The organism is Pseudomonas sp. S04 (assembly GCF_009834545.1).
Taxonomy (GTDB): Bacteria; Pseudomonadota; Gammaproteobacteria; order Pseudomonadales; family Pseudomonadaceae; genus Aquipseudomonas.
In genome coordinates this window covers 3,198,570-3,214,059 of sequence record NZ_CP019427.1, presented here as the reverse complement: position 1 = coordinate 3,214,059, position 15,490 = coordinate 3,198,570, and the positions used below count along the sequence as shown (strand labels likewise).

Genomic DNA, 15,490 nt, shown 5'->3' with positions numbered 1-15,490 from the left:
AGACCGCTTGGCGCCTTTGTGCGAGGCCAGTTGATTATCCCACCCGTTTATTCAGGTAATACGCGTCATCGTTAGCGTCCATCGCGAGCAAGCTCGCTCCTACAAAGTACTGCGCTCACTTAACTGAACAGCATTACGCCTTGCCCCCCGTTTCAGGGAGTACTGCACGAGGCGTTCTATCCTTACCGTGGGATGGCACTTCATTGGCTGGCATAGCTTCCAATTCTCCCCGGGACCCGTTGCCAGCAGTCCATCCTAATAGCGAAGAGCTCAAGTGCGACCTTCAAGACCGCGCTCACTCAATGGGATCACATGTTCAAGACTATTGATTTATCCATAGCAGATGGCCTCGCGACCCTGACCTTGATGCGACCCGAGCGCAAGAATGCGATCAATCGGCAATTGGCCGATGAGATGCGTGAAGCGCTCGATCAGTTACGCGGCAACCCAGAGGTCAAGGCACTGTTGTTGATCGGTAGCGGTCAGGATTTCTGCTCCGGCGGCGATGTCAGCAGGATGAGCGGCGGAGTCGATGCCAGCGATATTCGCGAGCGCATGGACCATGGCAACCAGTTGCTTGGCGCTTTGGCGGATTTCAGCCGGCCGGTGATTGCTGCGGTGGACGGAGTCGCCTTCGGTGCCGGTTTCAGCCTGGCACTCGCCGCTGACTTTCTGATCGCCTCGGACCGGGCGCGCTTTTGCATGGCGTTTGCCCGTATCGGGTTGGTTCCAGACATGGGCGCGTCGCATCTTTTGCCGCGCATCGTTGGCCTGCAAAAAGCCAAGGAAATCATCTACTCAGCGCGTGAAGTGAGCGCCCAGGAGGCCCTGGCCCTGGGCATCGCCCTGGAGGTACATCCCGCCGAGCAGTTTCGTGCGCGGGCAGAAGAATTGGCACGCAGTATGAGCAACCTGTCGATGGTTGCCTTCGACATGACCAAACGCCTGTTGGCACGGACCTTCCAGACCGATCTGGCGGCGCAACTCGATTGCGAAGCCAGCGCCCAGGCCGTGGCAATGAGTTCCTCGTATGTCGAACAAGCCACCGCGCGGTTCCTGCGCAAAGAACCGGCGCTGTATCAATGGCCGGTCGCAAAGTGAGTTGAATCCGGCCCGATCACACCGCAGCAGCACGCTGTGCGGGCAACCGCACGGCGTGGTACTCGTCTTCGAAACGTGCAATCAACTGCGCCACGGTGGGAATGTCATCGATGTTCCCGACGCCTTGGCCCGCGGCCCAGATGTCTTTCCATAACCTCGCGCCATTGTGTCCGCCCGTACCGCCCTGCGCCGGCGGTGGCGGCAGGTTGTCCGGGTCCAGCCCCGCACGCGCGATGCTTTGCTTGAGGTAGTTGGCCCGCAGGCCACTGAATAATGCGGTGTTGACGATCTGATCGGCGTTGGACGCGAGCAGCATCTGTTTGTAGGCCTCGTCGATTTCGCATTCCTGTGTGGCGAGAAAGCGCGTGCCGACGTAACCCAGGTCAGCGCCCATGATCTGCGCGGCCACCAGGTCCTTGCCGGTGGTCAAGCCGCCGGAGAGCAATACGGTGCCGGTGTAGAAACGGCGAATCTCGTTGACGAACGCCAGTGGATTTAATGTGCCGCCGTGGCCGCCGGCACCCGCGCACACGGCGACAATGCCATCGACCCCGGCTGCAACGGCTTTTTCGGCATGCCGTACGCTGATCACGTCGTGAAAGACAATGCCGCCGTAACCGTGAACGGCATCGACCACTTCCCCCGGGGCCCCGACACTGGTGATCACCACCGGCACCTTGTGCTTGACCAGCAGCGCCAGGTCCTGCTCCTGTCGTCGGTTGGAGCGACTGACAATCTGGTTGATCGCAAACGGCGCTGCGAGGGGAGTGCACAAGCGCTCGCTCAACTGAGCCAGCCAGTCGTCGAGCATCTCGGCACTGCGCGCGTTGAGTGCCGGCATGGAGCCGACGATACCGGCGTGGCATTGCGCTTCTACCAGTCTGGGCGTGGAAGCCAGGAACAGCGGTGCGGCAACCAGCGGTAGCCGCAGGCGGTTGGATAACACAGCAGGTAACGACATTCGAAAGACCCTTACGAAGGGGCATGAGCCTTTTTGTGGGCTCATGCCTGTGGTGTCAGAATTGGCGTTGCGTCAAACCTGCCCAGAAGCCTTTGCCGCCAGCCGCAATTGCCGCCTGCCCAAGCACTTCGGCCCACTGGGAATCACTGCCGAATTCATCGCGCCACGACCACAAGCGGCGGGTGGTGAAATGCAGGGTGTGTTCGTGGGTGAAGCCGATCGCCCCGTGAACCTGGTGCGCCACCGACGTGGCCAGTGTCGCGGCCTCGCCAGCGCAGATTTTGGCCACGGCTACGTCGAACGCCAGCGTGCTGCGCGCGCCTGCCTCGGCCTGCTGGGCCTCGCAGGCGCTGCGCAATGCGACTTGCGTCGCCATGCGCGCGGCACCGATGGCGCCGGCCATTTGCGCCAGTTGCTGCTGCACCGCCTGGAATTTACCGATTGCCTTGCCGAACTGGGCACGCTCGTTCGCGTAGTTGACGGCCTTGTCCAGGCTCGACTCCAGCGCACCGACCAGCATGCAGGCACGGATCAGCGCCCCGAACAGCCAGACAGGCTCCTGCACATCGGCTATCTGCAGGTGGCCGATGGCGTGAGCACGAGCATTGACGAAGTGCAGGCTGTCGCGTTCCTCGCCAGCAAAATTACTGCCGGCCTCCAGGCTGACAGTGGCCTGGCGCAGATCCACCAACGCCACGTGACCAGTGCCGTCGGCTACCACCGCCCATTGACTGCTGCGCGCCCACGGCACATTGAATGCACGGCCGTGTAGTTGGCCGTCAGCGGTCAACGTAAGATCACCGAGACGGCCGGTCTGAATCAGCGTAATCGGCTCATCCGGTACCTCCAGGCCGGCGCGTGCCAGCAACAGCGAAGCGAGCATGGTCTCGCTCAACGGCAGCGGTGCACTCCAGTACCCAACGGCGCGCAACACCGGGCTGGCTTCCAGCCAACTGGCCGCACTGCCGCCGGCGTCCTCGGCCATCAGGGCGCCGGGCAGACCTTGCTCGACCACCTGTTGCCACAAGGCTGTCGCGCGATGACCCGCATCGAAATGTGCCAGCAACTGAGGGCTGATCTGTTCGGCGAACAGGCGCTCGACGCTGTCGGCGATGATCGATTGCAACTCGGATGGCGCGCTGTCGTCCATCGCTTGATAGTGGGTGGCCTGGTTCATCGCAGTCCTAATCCTCTGGCAATGATGCCGCGAAGAATTTCGCGGGTGCCGCCACGCAGGGAAAACGACGGGGCGGTCTGGGTCAGGTAACGCATCACCTGGTCGAGTGGGGAACCGGGCTCGCGGGTGCCGCCAAACAGGTCGTGGGCGAGGTCAGGCAGGGATTGTTCGAGCAGGGCGCCTTGATCCTTGACCAGCGCTGCCGGGGTTGCCGGGTTGTCGCCGCGCGCGAGCATGCCGGCGACACCCAGGGACATCTGGCGCAGCACTGCGTAGCGGGCGGCGACGCGACCGAGGCTGACACTGTGACGAGCGTTCTGTGGGTCAGCCGCGTCGAGCATTTCCAGGTACAACTGGGTGCTGCTCAAGTAGCGTTCCGGGCCGCTGCGTTCCAGTGCCAGTTCCGCGCCGACTTGCTTCCAGCCATCACCGGGCTGGCCGATGACAAAGTCGTCGGGAACGAACACGTCGTCGAGGAACACTTCATTGAAGTCGTGCTCGCCGAGCATGTTGTAGATCGGGCGTACCGTGACGCCAGTGGCGTGCATGTCGATCAACAGTTGCGACAGACCGGCGTGGCGGTTGCTGGCGTCCTTCGGCCCGGTGCGCAGCAGGGTGACCATGTAGTGGCAGCGGTGGGCGCCGGTGGTCCAGACCTTGCTGCCATTGACGATCCAGCCGCCCTCGGTCTGCACCGCGCGGGTCTGCACTGAGGCCAAGTCAGAACCAACATTCGGCTCGCTCATGCCAATGCAGAACAGCAGCTCACCGCGTGCGATGGCAGGCATCAACCGTGGCGCAAGTACATCGGGAGAGAATTTCATCAGCAGCGGGCCGGATTGACGCTCGGCGATCCAGTGCGCATTGACCGGTGCGCCAGCGGCCAGCAGTTCTTCGAGCACGACGTAGCGCTCCAGGGCGCTGCGCTCGTGTCCGCCGTAGCGCTTGGGCCAGGTCATGCCCAGCCAGCCGCGCTCGCCCAGCTTGCGGCTGAATTGCGGGTCGGCGCCGTTCCAGTTTTTCGCACGTTCGTGGGCCGGGTAGTCCTTTAATGCCTCGGCGACGAATTCGCGCACTTCGGCCCGTAAAGCCTGGGTCTTGGGGTCCAATTGACAGGGGCGGATATCGAGTGCCTGCATGGCATTTGCTCATGTGAAGAGTGGGTGATTGAGTTGTTTTTCTAACTTGCTGAACGCCCAACAAGTAAATAAGCTACCAGCAACCTTGGCAACGGATCAAGCCGCTGCCACTCTTGAAAAACGCCAAAGCCCCGGAGCTACCATGTCGACCCACACCTGTTTTTCCCCCGGCCGCGGCCTTGCGCTGGGCCTTGAAGGCCATGTCGCGACCCTCGTTTTCAGTCGTCCGCCGCTGAATTTCTTTGATGCCGAACTGATCAAAGACCTGGCTGATGCACTGCAATACCTCGATGACTTGCCGCAGTGCCGCGTGGTCATCCTGCAGGCGGAAGGCAAGGTGTTTTGTGCCGGTGCCGACTTCTCTGGTGACGATCAGCACGACCCGCAATTTCCGCGCCGTGTCTATAAATCTGCGGTGCGCCTGTTTCGCAATCGCAAGCCGCTGATCTGTGTGGTGGAAGGTGCCGCGATTGGTGGCGGCCTGGGCTTGGCGCTGGTCGCGGACTTTCGGGTGACCAGTGAAAAAGCGCGGTTTTCAGCCAATTTCAACCGGCTGGGGATTCATCAGGGCTTCGGGATTTCGGTTACCATGCCGCGTTTGGTCGGCCCGCAAATGGCCTCGCTACTGATCGCCACCGGACGGCGCATCGATGGCCGTGAAGCGGTGCGTATCGGTTTGGCGGATGTACTGGCAGAACCGGGCACGGAGCGCCACAAAGCCCGTGAGTTGGCCGAGGAGATCGCCGCGTCTGCACCCGGCGCGGTCATGTCCAGTCGGGAAACCCTGCGCATGGGGCTGGCCGATGCGGTTGACCGGATCATCGACCGCGAGGCGTCCGAGCAGGAGTGGCAGATCGTCAGCGCCGATTTTGCCGAAGGCACTCGCGCCATGGCTGAACGTCGCACGCCGGTTTTTACAGGACACTAAGGAATTGCTCGATGGAACCCGTTGAAAAAACCTCCCAGTCGACTTCGCGGCGCACTCAGCTGGAGCGGCGCGCCGAGGCCGAACAACGTCTGTTGATCGCTGCCCGGCAGATCGTCGCACGCAAGGGCTGGGTCGGCATGACGCTATCGGAGGTGGGCGAGGAGGCGGGCTACAGCCGTGGCCTGGCGACGCATCACTTCGGCAACAAGGCCGGTCTGCTGCGCGCCCTGGCGGGTTTCGTCAATGCAACCTTCATGGAACTGGTGCAAGCCCGGTCGCCACAATGGCGCCCGGGGATGGACGCACTCAAGGGCTTTGTCAGCGTATACCTGGCGCGTCCTGACGGCGACTGGGTCAATACCCGCGCATTGCTGACGCTGATGGCCGAAGCCGTGACCCAGGATTCGGAAACGGTGGAAATCCTTGCCGAGTACAATTCTTCGGTGCAAAAGCATCTGGCGCGCTATATCCGCCAGGGGATCGACAGCGGCGAAATCCGCGCGGATGTGGACCCGCTGATGGGCGCGCTGCTATTCCTTGGAACGTTGCGCGGCATGATGTTGCAGGTGCTGCTGAACCCTTCGGCCGTCGACCTGGAGTTGGTGCACACGCAGATGCTGGCCTTCATTGAAAACGCACTGTCGTCAACACGGAGCTTGTAGGAGCGGGCTCGTTCAGTCCAGTAGACCCTGAGCCCTTGCAATGGACACCGCCTCGGTGCGGCCGCCGGCACCGAGTTTGCTGTTGATCTTGCGCAAGTGTGATTTCACCGTCAGTTCCGAGAGAAACATTTTTTCCGCGATTTCGCGGTTGCGGTAACCCAATGCCAGCAAGCGCACCACTTGCAGTTCTCGAGCCGAGAGATTGGTCGGTGCCTGGTCTTCGCGCTTGGGTTCGGCCTTCTTGCTGCTGCTCTCACCACGCAGCAACCGGGCGCTGAATCCTGCGTGAATGCCCAACGCTTGCTCCTGGCCGTGGAACGTCACCGACCAGCGCTCCAGCACCGCTGCCAGCGGCGCGCCTTCATCGAGGAAGGTGCGGACAAACCCGACGTGGCTGGCAAAGCGCAAAGCCGCCGTCAGGTGTTCCAGGGCTTCTTTGTGCTGCTTCGCACCATCGAGTGCGAGGATCAGCAGTAAACGCAGTTTCAAAGCCCGGCGATGCTGATGTTGTTGCAGCGCCTGATCCATGGCCTGACGCAGCGGTTCGACGCAACCTTGTTCACCTTGCGCGATACGTAGGCGCTGGCGAGCGATGAAGGGCGTGTCGACGTCGTTGGCGCTCAATGTCACGCCCGGTTGCTCCCAGTCGCTCAGTTGCTCGGCGGCGCGCATCGCGTGATCGGCGGTGTCCAGCCGTTTTTCCAGGGTGGCGACACGCGCTCGCTCCAGCCAGGCGGAGCAGAGGATGCGGGTAGAACCGGACACTTGGCCCAGTTGATCGAGATCCGCCAGGTAACGCATCCAGGCCGGGCGGTCGGCGTGCAGGTAGGCGAGGCGAGCCAATAGCACATGGGTGCTGATCAGCGAGTCCGGTGCCGCGTGCTCCCTGGCATAGGGCAGCAGCTCAGTGAGGCGTCGCCGTGCTTCGTCCACCGCGTCCGTTTCGTAGAGCACCACGCAATGAATGGTCTGCAAAACCGGATAACCTACCGGTGGCGTACCCGCCAATGTCTCGCGGCTGCGGCGCATGGCCGTCTCCGCGCGGGTCAGGGCGCTGTCGAGTTGCCCTTGAGTCAGGTCGAGCATCGCTTCCAGCGCATCGGTGACGTCGCGCAGGTAGGCCGACTCTTGTTGCGCCTCACGGATTGCGGCGCTGGCAAGTTTTTTCCGCGCTTCGTCGAAGCGGCCGGTATAGAACAGCGAGCTGATTTCTACAAAAGCCGTGACCCGATACTGCATTTTGTCCTGAGGGCCGAGCTGCAACAGCAACTCGGTGGCGGCTACCAGGGCTTCATCGACGCGGTCGCCGATCAGCAGCAACAGCGGATGAACGTAGTGGTGTTCTCCCGCCAACGCCGGGTTTTCCAGTACGTGCAAGGCATCCTTGTGACGACGCGCATGCAGCAGTGCCCACGCATAGGCAATGCCCAGCCGGGGATGCAAATCGCGTATCTGCACCGGAATGCGCGAGAGCCAGCGCATCAGCAGGCTGGCATGGCCGTTTTCCACCAACTCGTCGATGTGCAATACCAGTTGCGTGGCGGCATCGTCGACGGCGTGCGCAGCAAACAGGTGCTCAAGGGCCTCGACCGGCTGGGCATTGGCGAAATACCAGCCCGAAGCCTGTTGATGCTGCTGCTCGAACTGCTCCGGGTGTCGCTTGAGGGTTTGCAGGAGGAAGTCGGCGAACAGCGGGTGATAGCGAAACCATTGGCGCTGGTCGTCCATTGCAATCACGAACAGATTGGCCCGCTCCAGTGCCTCGATCATGGCCTTGCTATCGCTGCGCCCCGTGACGGCATCGCACAAGGCCGGACACAATCGTGACAAGACGCTGGTCTGCAACAGGAATTGCTGGCATTGCGCGGTCTGCCGGGCCAGCACGTCTTCGGCGAAGTACTCCGCCAGCGCCGGGTTGGAACCGTTGAATGAGCCAATGAACGCGGCCGGGTCGCTGTGTCTTTGCAGCGACAGGCTGGCCAGGTAAACCCCGGTAACCCAGCCTTCGGTGCGCTCGTGCAGGCTCTCGATATCGCTCAGGTCCAAAGGCAACTGGCGCTTTTGCAAGATGTAGGTGGCAGTCTCGTCGAGGCTCAGGGCCAGCGATTCGGTATTGATTTCCAACAGTTCGCCACGCGCGCGCAAGCGGCCCAGATTGATATCCGGGGTCGTGCGCGAAGCGATGGCCAGCGTCACACCCATCGGCAACGCCTTGAGCAGGCGCTGGATAAATTCGAGGGCCGGCGACTGATCGATGACTTCAAATTCGTCCATCAGCAGGGTGAGCGTCTCATTGCAAGCGGCGATGCGCTCAAACAACCAATCCTCCCATTGCGCGGGACTACTGTGCGCAACGGGGTTATCGCCGGCATCGATCAGGTCGATATCGCGCAAGCCGCTGAGCAGCACCTGACTCAAGCGCCGCGGATCGTTGTCCAGGACATCGAGGTTGCACCACAACACCCGTCGGCCTTCGGCCAGGCACCGTTCGCGGTACTGCTGCAACAGCGTGGTCTTGCCGTAGCCGGGGCAGGCACTGATCAGGATTAGCCGCAAGCCATCGCGCGGTTGCAGTTGGGCAAGCAAAGGCGAACGTTCCAATTGACCTGGCAGGCTGGCCGGTGCCAGGAATTTACCCGCACGAATGGGCGGCTTTACTCCCTGGGCTGGTTCGTTGGAACTACGTTCGAAACCTTCCATGCATCCTACCTTTGGTTGTCGTCGCGCCGGTGCGGCCCTTTCTAGTATCGCCTGTCATGAGCGACACCCGATTCATGGTTCGAGCCCGCCAGTGTAACGGGCCGACACCGGATTGGCAGCTCCCCGACCGCCAACCCTTGCATGGAAGTCCGAACACCATGAGTGCCAACGAAAATCTGAATGCCGCCGATATTCGCGTGATCCTGGACAAGCAACGTGCCGCGTTCCTCGCCAGCGAGCCATGGACGGCTGAACAGCGCTGCGAACTGATCGACCGGGCCATCGGCCTGCTGGTCGACTATCAGCATGAAATCATCGAAGCGCTGTCGGCGGACTTCGGTCATCGCAGCCATGACTTCTCGCGCATGGTCGATGTCCTGGGGCCATTGGCGTCGTTGAAGTATACCAAGGCGAAAATTGCCGAATGGATGCAGCCTGACCACAGGGCCACCGACCGTGGCGAGGCCTGGGTGCAGTATCAGCCACTGGGCGTGGTGGGCATTCTCACCGCCTGGAATTTCCCCGGCAACATGGTCTTCAATGGTCTGGCGGGGGCTCTGGCGGCAGGCAACCGAGTGATGATCAAGGTGTCTGAATACAACCCGAAAACCTCCGCCTTGCTGGCGCGGATCTTCCGCGAGGTCTATGCCGAGGACGAAGTCGCGATCATCACCGGTGGCCCGGACATCGGCCATGCGTTCAGCCAGCAACCGTTCGACCATCTGTTGTTCACTGGCGCCAGCAGCATCGGCAAGCACGTCATGCGCGCTGCTGCCGAGAACCTGGTGCCGGTGACCCTGGAACTGGGCGGCAAGTCGCCGACCATCATTTCGCGCACCGCCGACCTTAAAGTCGCGGTCACTAAAATCCTCACCGGCAAGTTGCACAACGCTGGGCAGATCTGCCTGGCGCCGGACTATGTGTTCGTCCCCGAGGAGCAACAAGCAGCGTTTGTTGCAGCGGCTCGCGAAGTGGTCGCCACGTTGTACCCGACTCTGCTGGAAAACCCCGACTACACCTCGCTGATCAACGCCCGTCACTTCGAGCGCCTGCACGGTTACCTGAATGAGGCGCGCAACGCCGGCGTCGAACTGATCGAACTGAACCCGGCCGATGAAGATTTCAGCGCTCAGCCACACCATAAAATGGCGCCGAGCCTGTTGCGCAATCCCGGTGACGAATTGCAGGTGATGCAGGACGAAATCTTCGGTCCGCTGTTGCCGTTCAAAACCTACCAGTCTTTCGCCGAAGTGGTCAGCTACATCAACTCGCACCCGCGTCCGCTGGGCTTGTACTACTTCGGCAACGATGCCGGGGAAGAGTCGTTCGTGCTCAATCGCACCACGTCCGGCGGGGTCACCCTCAATGACGTGTTGCGCCACGGCGGCGTCGAGACCTTGCCTTTCGGTGGAGTCGGCAACAGCGGCATGGGTTGCTACCACGGGATCGACGGTTTCCGCACCTTCAGCCACGGTAAATCGGTGCTGCGCTCGGTCGACGGACCGGATGCGATGCGCCCGCCGTACAGCGAACAGGTACGCCAGTTCGTCGGTTCGATGATCAAGCGCTGAGATACCCACCGGCATAGCGCACGCGCTGGCTGCGTGCGCCTTCGTCCTCCACATCTTGCTTAACAAGAGAATAACAATATGAAAGCTGCCGTTCTGCACGCCCCTGGCTCGCCAATGACCATTGAAGAAGTCGGTATCAGCAAACCCGGTCCACGGGAAGTGCTGGTGCGCACCGTTGCGGTGGGCGTTTGCCACTCCGACCTGCACTTTGTCGATGGTGCCTACCCGTACCCGATGCCGGTGGTGCTGGGTCACGAAGCGTCCGGCATTGTCGAACAAGTGGGCTCAGAGGTGCGCACGGTCAAACCGGGCGATCACGTGGTGACGTGCCTGTCGGCCTATTGCGGCCACTGCGAGCATTGCGTCACCGGGCACCTGTCGTTGTGCGTGTCACCGGACACCAAGCGTCGCGCGGATGAAGAGTCGCGACTGACCTACGTACAAAAACCGATGACCCAGTTCATCAACCTGTCGGCCTATGCCGAGCAGATGCTGGTGCACGAAAACGCGCTGGTAGCGATTCGTCGTGACATGCCACTCGACCGCGCGGCGCTGCTCGGTTGTGCGGTTACCACCGGCACTGGTGCGGTGTTCAATACCGCCAAGGTGCGTCCGGGTGAAACGGTGGCGGTGATCGGCTGCGGCGGTATCGGCCTTTCGACCATCAACGGCGCGGCGCTGGCCGGTGCCGGGCGGATCATTGCCATCGACATGCTGGATTCGAAGCTGGAACTGGCCAAGCAGTTTGGCGCCACCGATGTGGTCAACGCCAAGGACGGCAGCGCCGTCGCCCAGGTACTGGAGCTGACCCGAGGCGGCGTGCATCACGCGTTCGAGTGCATCGGCCTCAAGCAAACCGCCGAACAGGCTTTCGGCATGCTGGCTCGCGGCGGTACCGCGACGATCATCGGCATGATCAAGCCCGGGGTAAAACTGGAGCTGGACCCGATGGCCATGCTGCACGAGCGGCGTATCCAGGGCTCGTTCATGGGTTCCAACCGCTTCCCGGTGGACTTGCCGCGCCTGACCGACTTCTACATGCAGGGCCGGCTGAAGCTCGACGAAATGATCTCGCAGCGCATCAAGCTGGAGCAGATCAACGAGGCCTTCGACGAACTGCGCCGTGGTGAGCTGGCACGCTCGGTCATTCTCTTCGACCAGTGAGTGGGTTGTGCATGCGGTCCCCAAACAAGACCGGCCACAGGCTGGCGACTCACCATTGAGGTAGCAGATGGATATTCATTTCAATCCTGAGGAAGTGGCATTTCGCGAGGAAGTCCGGGCATTTCTCAAGGCCCACCTGCCGCAAGATATCGCGGCCAGGATCAATCAGGGCAAGTCGGTGTGCAAAGCCGATCAGGTGCTGTGGATGCGCACCTTGAACGAAAAAGGCTGGCTGGCGGCAAGCTGGCCAGTGGAGCACGGCGGCACAGGCTGGAGTGCCGTGCAAAAGCACATCTTCGATGAAGAGTGTGCGGTTGCGGGGGCCCCACGAATCGTGCCGTTCGGCGTGAACATGGTCGGGCCGGTGATCATCAAGTTCGGCACCGAAGCGCAAAAGGCGCATTACCTGCCGCGCATTCTCAACTGCGACGATTGGTGGTGCCAGGGCTATTCCGAGCCGGGTGCCGGTTCCGACCTGGCGAGCCTGCGCACCCGCGCGGTGCGTGAAGGCGACGAGTACGTGGTCAATGGGCAGAAGACCTGGACCTCCACCGGACACATGGCGGACTGGATATTCTGCCTGGTGCGTACCGATGCCGAAGCGCAGCAGCAGCGGGGCATCTCTTTCCTGCTGATCGACATGAAGACCCCTGGTATCACCGTACGGCCGATCATCACCCTCGACGGCGGTCACTACGTCAACGAAGTGTTCCTCGATAACGTGCGCGTACCGGTCAGCAACCTGGTCGGCCGTGAAAACGAGGGCTGGACCTGCGCCAAGTACCTGTTGACCCACGAACGTACGACGATCGCCGGGATCGGCATCGCCAAGGCCATGCTCACGCGTCTCAAGCAGGTCGCACGTACTGAACAACGCAACGGCAAGCCGTTGCTTGAAGACCCGCAGTTCCGGGCGCAGATCGCCGACGTGGAAATCCAGTTGATGGCCATCGGCATGAGCAACCTGCGCATCCTTGCCTCTGCCCGTGACGGCGGAGTGCCGGGTTCGGAAAGCTCGATCCTGAAGATCAAGGGCACCGAGATCCGCCAGGCCATTACTTATTTGCTGAGCAAGGCGGTCGGGGCCTATGCCAACCCGTTCCTCAAGGAGGAGTTGGGCTACGACTATGAAGGAGAGCTGCTGCACAGCGAGTTCAGCAACTCGTCGACCTGTCAGTACCTGGATATGCGCAAAGCCTCGGTTTACGGCGGCTCCACTGAAATCCAGAAGAACATCATCGCCAAGATGATTCTCGAACTCTAAGGGGCAGATCATGGACTTCAAACTTTCAGAAGAGCAGCAAATGCTGCAAGACACTGCTGCCCGACTGGTGCGTGATGCCTATGGCTTCGAGCAGCGCGAACAGTTTCGTGACAGCGCCAAGGGTTTCAGTGGCGAGTTCTGGCAACAGCTCGGTGACCTGGGCCTGACGTCGGTGCCGTTTGCCGAGGACTTCGGCGGTTTCGGTGGCAACGGCGTGGAGGTGATGCTGGTAGCCCAGGAGTTCGGCCGAGGTTTGTGCCTGGAGCCTTGGCTGCAATCGGTGATTTTCGCCGGTGGCTTGATCGATCAACTCGGCAGCGCTGCGCAAAAAAGCGAACTGCTGCCGCAAGTGGCCAGTGCCGGCCTGCAACTGGCAGTAGCCGTCGAGGAGCCGCAGAGCCACTACCAATTGCACGATGTGCAGACCCGCGCCGAAGCGCTCCGTGATGGTTGGTCGCTCAGCGGCCGCAAGTCGATGGTAGTGGGCGGACAGAGCGCCGGTTTACTACTGGTTTCGGCGCGGGTGTCCGGGGATGACCGTGCCGAGGCGGGCATCAGTCTGTTCCTGGTCGATCCGGCGACCCCGGGCGTGAGCGTACGCGAATATCCGACCATGGACGGCCGCCGGGCCTGCGACGTGTTCCTGGACCAGGTGTTTGTCAGCAGCGCCGCGGTGCTCGGCGAACACGGCAAGGCGCTTGGTGCATTGCGCTATCAGCAGGGCCGAGCCATCGCCGCGCAGTGCGCAGAAGCGGTCGGCAGCCTGGAAGCGACGTGCGCGTTGACCCTTGATTACCTGAAAACCCGCAAGCAATTCGGCCAGGTCATCGGCAAATTCCAGGCCTTGCGGCACCGCATGGTCGACATGCACATCGAACTCGATCAGGCGACCTCAATGACCCTGCTTGCCGCGTGTGTCGCCGACGAGCCGGACAGCCTGGAACGCAGTCGCACATTGGCCGCCGCCAAGTATGTCGTTTGCCGTGCGGCGCGTTTTGTCGCCGATCAGGGCATCCAGCTACACGGCGGTATCGGCCTGACCTGGGAATACGTGCTGTCGCACCACGCCAAGCACCTGCTGATGATCGCCCGCCAGTTTGGTGACGATGATCATCATTTGCAGGCGTACAGCGAGCTCATGCAGGAAGCCTAGGTTCGTCGAACCTGATCACACAACAATAAGGGAGACAATGTCATGGCTACATCATGGGGTTTGCTATGCCAGCGGCTGCGCGACCTGAGCGTCGTGAGTGCCTTGCTGGCCGTATCACTGTGCAGTTCTGCCGCCGACAAACCGAACGTGCTGGTCATCTTTGGCGATGACATCGGCATCTTCAATATCAGCGCCTACAACCAGGGCATGATGGGGTATGAAACGCCGAGCATCGACCGCATCGCCAAGGAAGGTGTGCTGTTTACCCATGCCTACGGCGAACAGTCCTGTACCGCCGGCCGCGCTGCTTTTGCGTTGGGCGAACACCCGTTTCGCACCGGCCTGCTGACCATCGGCATGCCCGGTTCGGAACACGGGATACCCGATTGGGCACCGACCATCGGCGACGCGATGAAGCAGCAGGGCTATACCACCGGCCAGTTCGGCAAGAACCATTTGGGAGACCGCGACAAGCACCTGCCGACCAACCATGGTTTCGATGAATTCTTCGGCAACCTGTACCACATGAACGCCGAGGAAGAACCGGAAACCTACTACTACCCCAAGGACCCAGCGTTCCGTAAACAGTACGGACCGCGCGGCGTGATCCATTCCTACGCCGACGGCAAGATCGAAGACACCGGTCCGCTGACACGCAAGCGCATGGAAACCATCGATGATGAACTGGTGCAGGCCACCGGCAACTTCATCGACAAGGCGCACAAGGCCGACAAGCCGTTTTTTGTCTGGTTCAACGCCACCCGCATGCACATCTGGACCCACCTCAAGCCTGAGTCCGATGGCAAGACCGGCGTCGGCCTGTATCCGGACGGCATGGTCGAGCATGACGGGCAGGTTGGTCAGTTGCTGAAGAAACTGGATGACCTGGGCATCGCCGACAACACCATCGTGATCTACACCACCGACAACGGCGCGGAGAAATTCTCCTGGCCTGATGGCGGCACGTCACCGTTCGCGGGGGAGAAGGGTACTTCCAATGAAGGCGGGCATCGCGTTCCGTTGCTGGTGAAGTGGCCCAAGGTGCTCAAACCCGGCACTCACGCCAACAACCTGATTGCCCACAACGACTGGATGCCGACACTGGCTGCCGCGGCGGGCGCACCGAATCTGGTGGCGGACCTGGCCAAGGGCACCCAACTCAACGGCAAGCAGTTCCGCGTGCATCTGGATGGCTATAACTTCCTGCCGTTCTTCAAGGGCGAGGTCAAGGAAAGTCCGCGCGAGGAGTATTTCTATTTCAGCATGGGCGGCGATCTCGATGCGATCCGCTGGCGGGAGTGGCGACTGGCGTTTGCGCAAATGACCGGGGATTTCGCCAGCGCCTCACGCAAGGTCACCAATGTGCCGGTGTTGACCAATCTGTTGGCCGACCCGTTCCAGACCGCGCGCAAGGAATCGCCGATGGCCAAGCGTTGGGCCGCTGACCAGGCGTGGTTACTGGTCCCGGTCCAGGACAAGGTCAAGACGTTCCTCGCAACGTTGAGCCAATACCCGTTCCAGGAAGGCGTCAGCCTGAACCCCGGCAACATCAACTACCAGAGCCTGGCAGTGAAGAAAGCGCTGATGGGCTTGCAGAAACCTGCACCGGCGAACTGATTGCCGCTACCCACTGTGGGGGGGGCCTGCTTGCGAACGACTCAAGGACAATT

Annotated in this window: 12 protein-coding genes; 8 read left to right on the top strand and 4 right to left on the bottom strand. The window is 61.5% G+C overall.

Translation table 11 applies throughout. The features are described 5' to 3' along the window. Positions 1 to 312: 312 nt before the first annotated feature. Positions 313 to 1,101 carry an enoyl-CoA hydratase/isomerase family protein gene (locus tag PspS04_RS14170; RefSeq protein ID WP_159996029.1) on the top strand — a complete coding sequence of 263 codons (789 nt, stop codon included), beginning with the start codon at positions 313 to 315 and terminating at the stop codon, positions 1,099 to 1,101. Between the two features lie 16 nt (positions 1,102 to 1,117). Here PspS04_RS14170 and PspS04_RS14165 read toward each other — a convergent pair whose 3' ends face one another. The 3 genes from PspS04_RS14165 to PspS04_RS14155 are packed head-to-tail and all read right to left on the bottom strand — an operon-like array spanning position 1,118 to position 4,378. Beyond that, positions 1,118 to 2,062 (bottom strand): NAD(P)H-dependent flavin oxidoreductase, encoded by a 945-nt coding sequence (locus PspS04_RS14165; RefSeq protein ID WP_159996027.1) that lies wholly within the window; start codon positions 2,060 to 2,062, stop codon positions 1,118 to 1,120. A gap of 55 nt (positions 2,063 to 2,117) precedes the next feature. Further along, complete coding sequence (locus PspS04_RS14160; protein WP_159996025.1) at positions 2,118 to 3,239, bottom strand: acyl-CoA dehydrogenase family protein; 1,122 nt, start codon at positions 3,237 to 3,239, stop codon at positions 2,118 to 2,120. Continuing rightward, positions 3,236 to 4,378 carry an acyl-CoA dehydrogenase family protein gene (locus PspS04_RS14155; protein WP_095170049.1) on the bottom strand — a complete coding sequence of 381 codons (1,143 nt, stop codon included), beginning with the start codon at positions 4,376 to 4,378 and terminating at the stop codon, positions 3,236 to 3,238. The genes PspS04_RS14160 and PspS04_RS14155 overlap by 4 nt, the downstream gene beginning before the upstream one ends. Before the next feature lie 142 nt (positions 4,379 to 4,520). Between PspS04_RS14155 and PspS04_RS14150 the strand changes: the two genes are divergently transcribed. Together PspS04_RS14150 and PspS04_RS14145 are read left to right on the top strand one after the other, a co-directional pair. Then, the gene (locus PspS04_RS14150) at positions 4,521 to 5,306 is read left to right on the top strand and encodes an enoyl-CoA hydratase/isomerase family protein (protein ID WP_159996023.1); all 786 of its coding nucleotides are present in this window, start codon (positions 4,521 to 4,523) and stop codon (positions 5,304 to 5,306) included. An 11-nt stretch (positions 5,307 to 5,317) separates the two neighbouring features. Beyond that, positions 5,318 to 5,968 carry a TetR/AcrR family transcriptional regulator gene (locus PspS04_RS14145; protein ID WP_095170051.1) on the top strand — a complete coding sequence of 217 codons (651 nt, stop codon included), beginning with the start codon at positions 5,318 to 5,320 and terminating at the stop codon, positions 5,966 to 5,968. 12 nt (positions 5,969 to 5,980) lie between these two features. Here the strand turns inward: PspS04_RS14145 and PspS04_RS14140 are convergent, their stop codons facing one another. Next, positions 5,981 to 8,668, bottom strand: a complete 2,688-nt coding sequence (locus tag PspS04_RS14140; protein ID WP_159996021.1) for a LuxR C-terminal-related transcriptional regulator — start codon at positions 8,666 to 8,668, stop codon at positions 5,981 to 5,983. Between the two features lie 158 nt (positions 8,669 to 8,826). On the opposite strand from PspS04_RS14140, the gene PspS04_RS14135 reads away from it, so the two are divergent. The 5 genes from PspS04_RS14135 (at position 8,827) to PspS04_RS14115 (ending at position 15,437) form a co-directional block, all read left to right on the top strand. Further along, on the top strand, positions 8,827 to 10,239 hold the full coding sequence (locus PspS04_RS14135) for a coniferyl aldehyde dehydrogenase (RefSeq protein WP_159996019.1): 1,413 nt from the start codon (positions 8,827 to 8,829) through the stop codon (positions 10,237 to 10,239). Between the two features lie 78 nt (positions 10,240 to 10,317). Next, complete coding sequence (locus tag PspS04_RS14130; RefSeq protein ID WP_095170054.1) at positions 10,318 to 11,403, top strand: Zn-dependent alcohol dehydrogenase; 1,086 nt, start codon at positions 10,318 to 10,320, stop codon at positions 11,401 to 11,403. A gap of 67 nt (positions 11,404 to 11,470) precedes the next feature. After that, positions 11,471 to 12,667, top strand: a complete 1,197-nt coding sequence (locus tag PspS04_RS14125) for an acyl-CoA dehydrogenase family protein (RefSeq protein WP_159996017.1) — start codon at positions 11,471 to 11,473, stop codon at positions 12,665 to 12,667. Positions 12,668 to 12,677: 10 nt separating this feature from the next. After that, positions 12,678 to 13,820, top strand: a complete 1,143-nt coding sequence (locus PspS04_RS14120) for an acyl-CoA dehydrogenase family protein (RefSeq protein WP_159996016.1) — start codon at positions 12,678 to 12,680, stop codon at positions 13,818 to 13,820. Between the two features lie 42 nt (positions 13,821 to 13,862). After that, on the top strand, positions 13,863 to 15,437 hold the full coding sequence (locus PspS04_RS14115; RefSeq protein WP_159996014.1) for an arylsulfatase: 1,575 nt from the start codon (positions 13,863 to 13,865) through the stop codon (positions 15,435 to 15,437). The last annotated feature ends 53 nt before the right edge of the window (positions 15,438 to 15,490 follow it).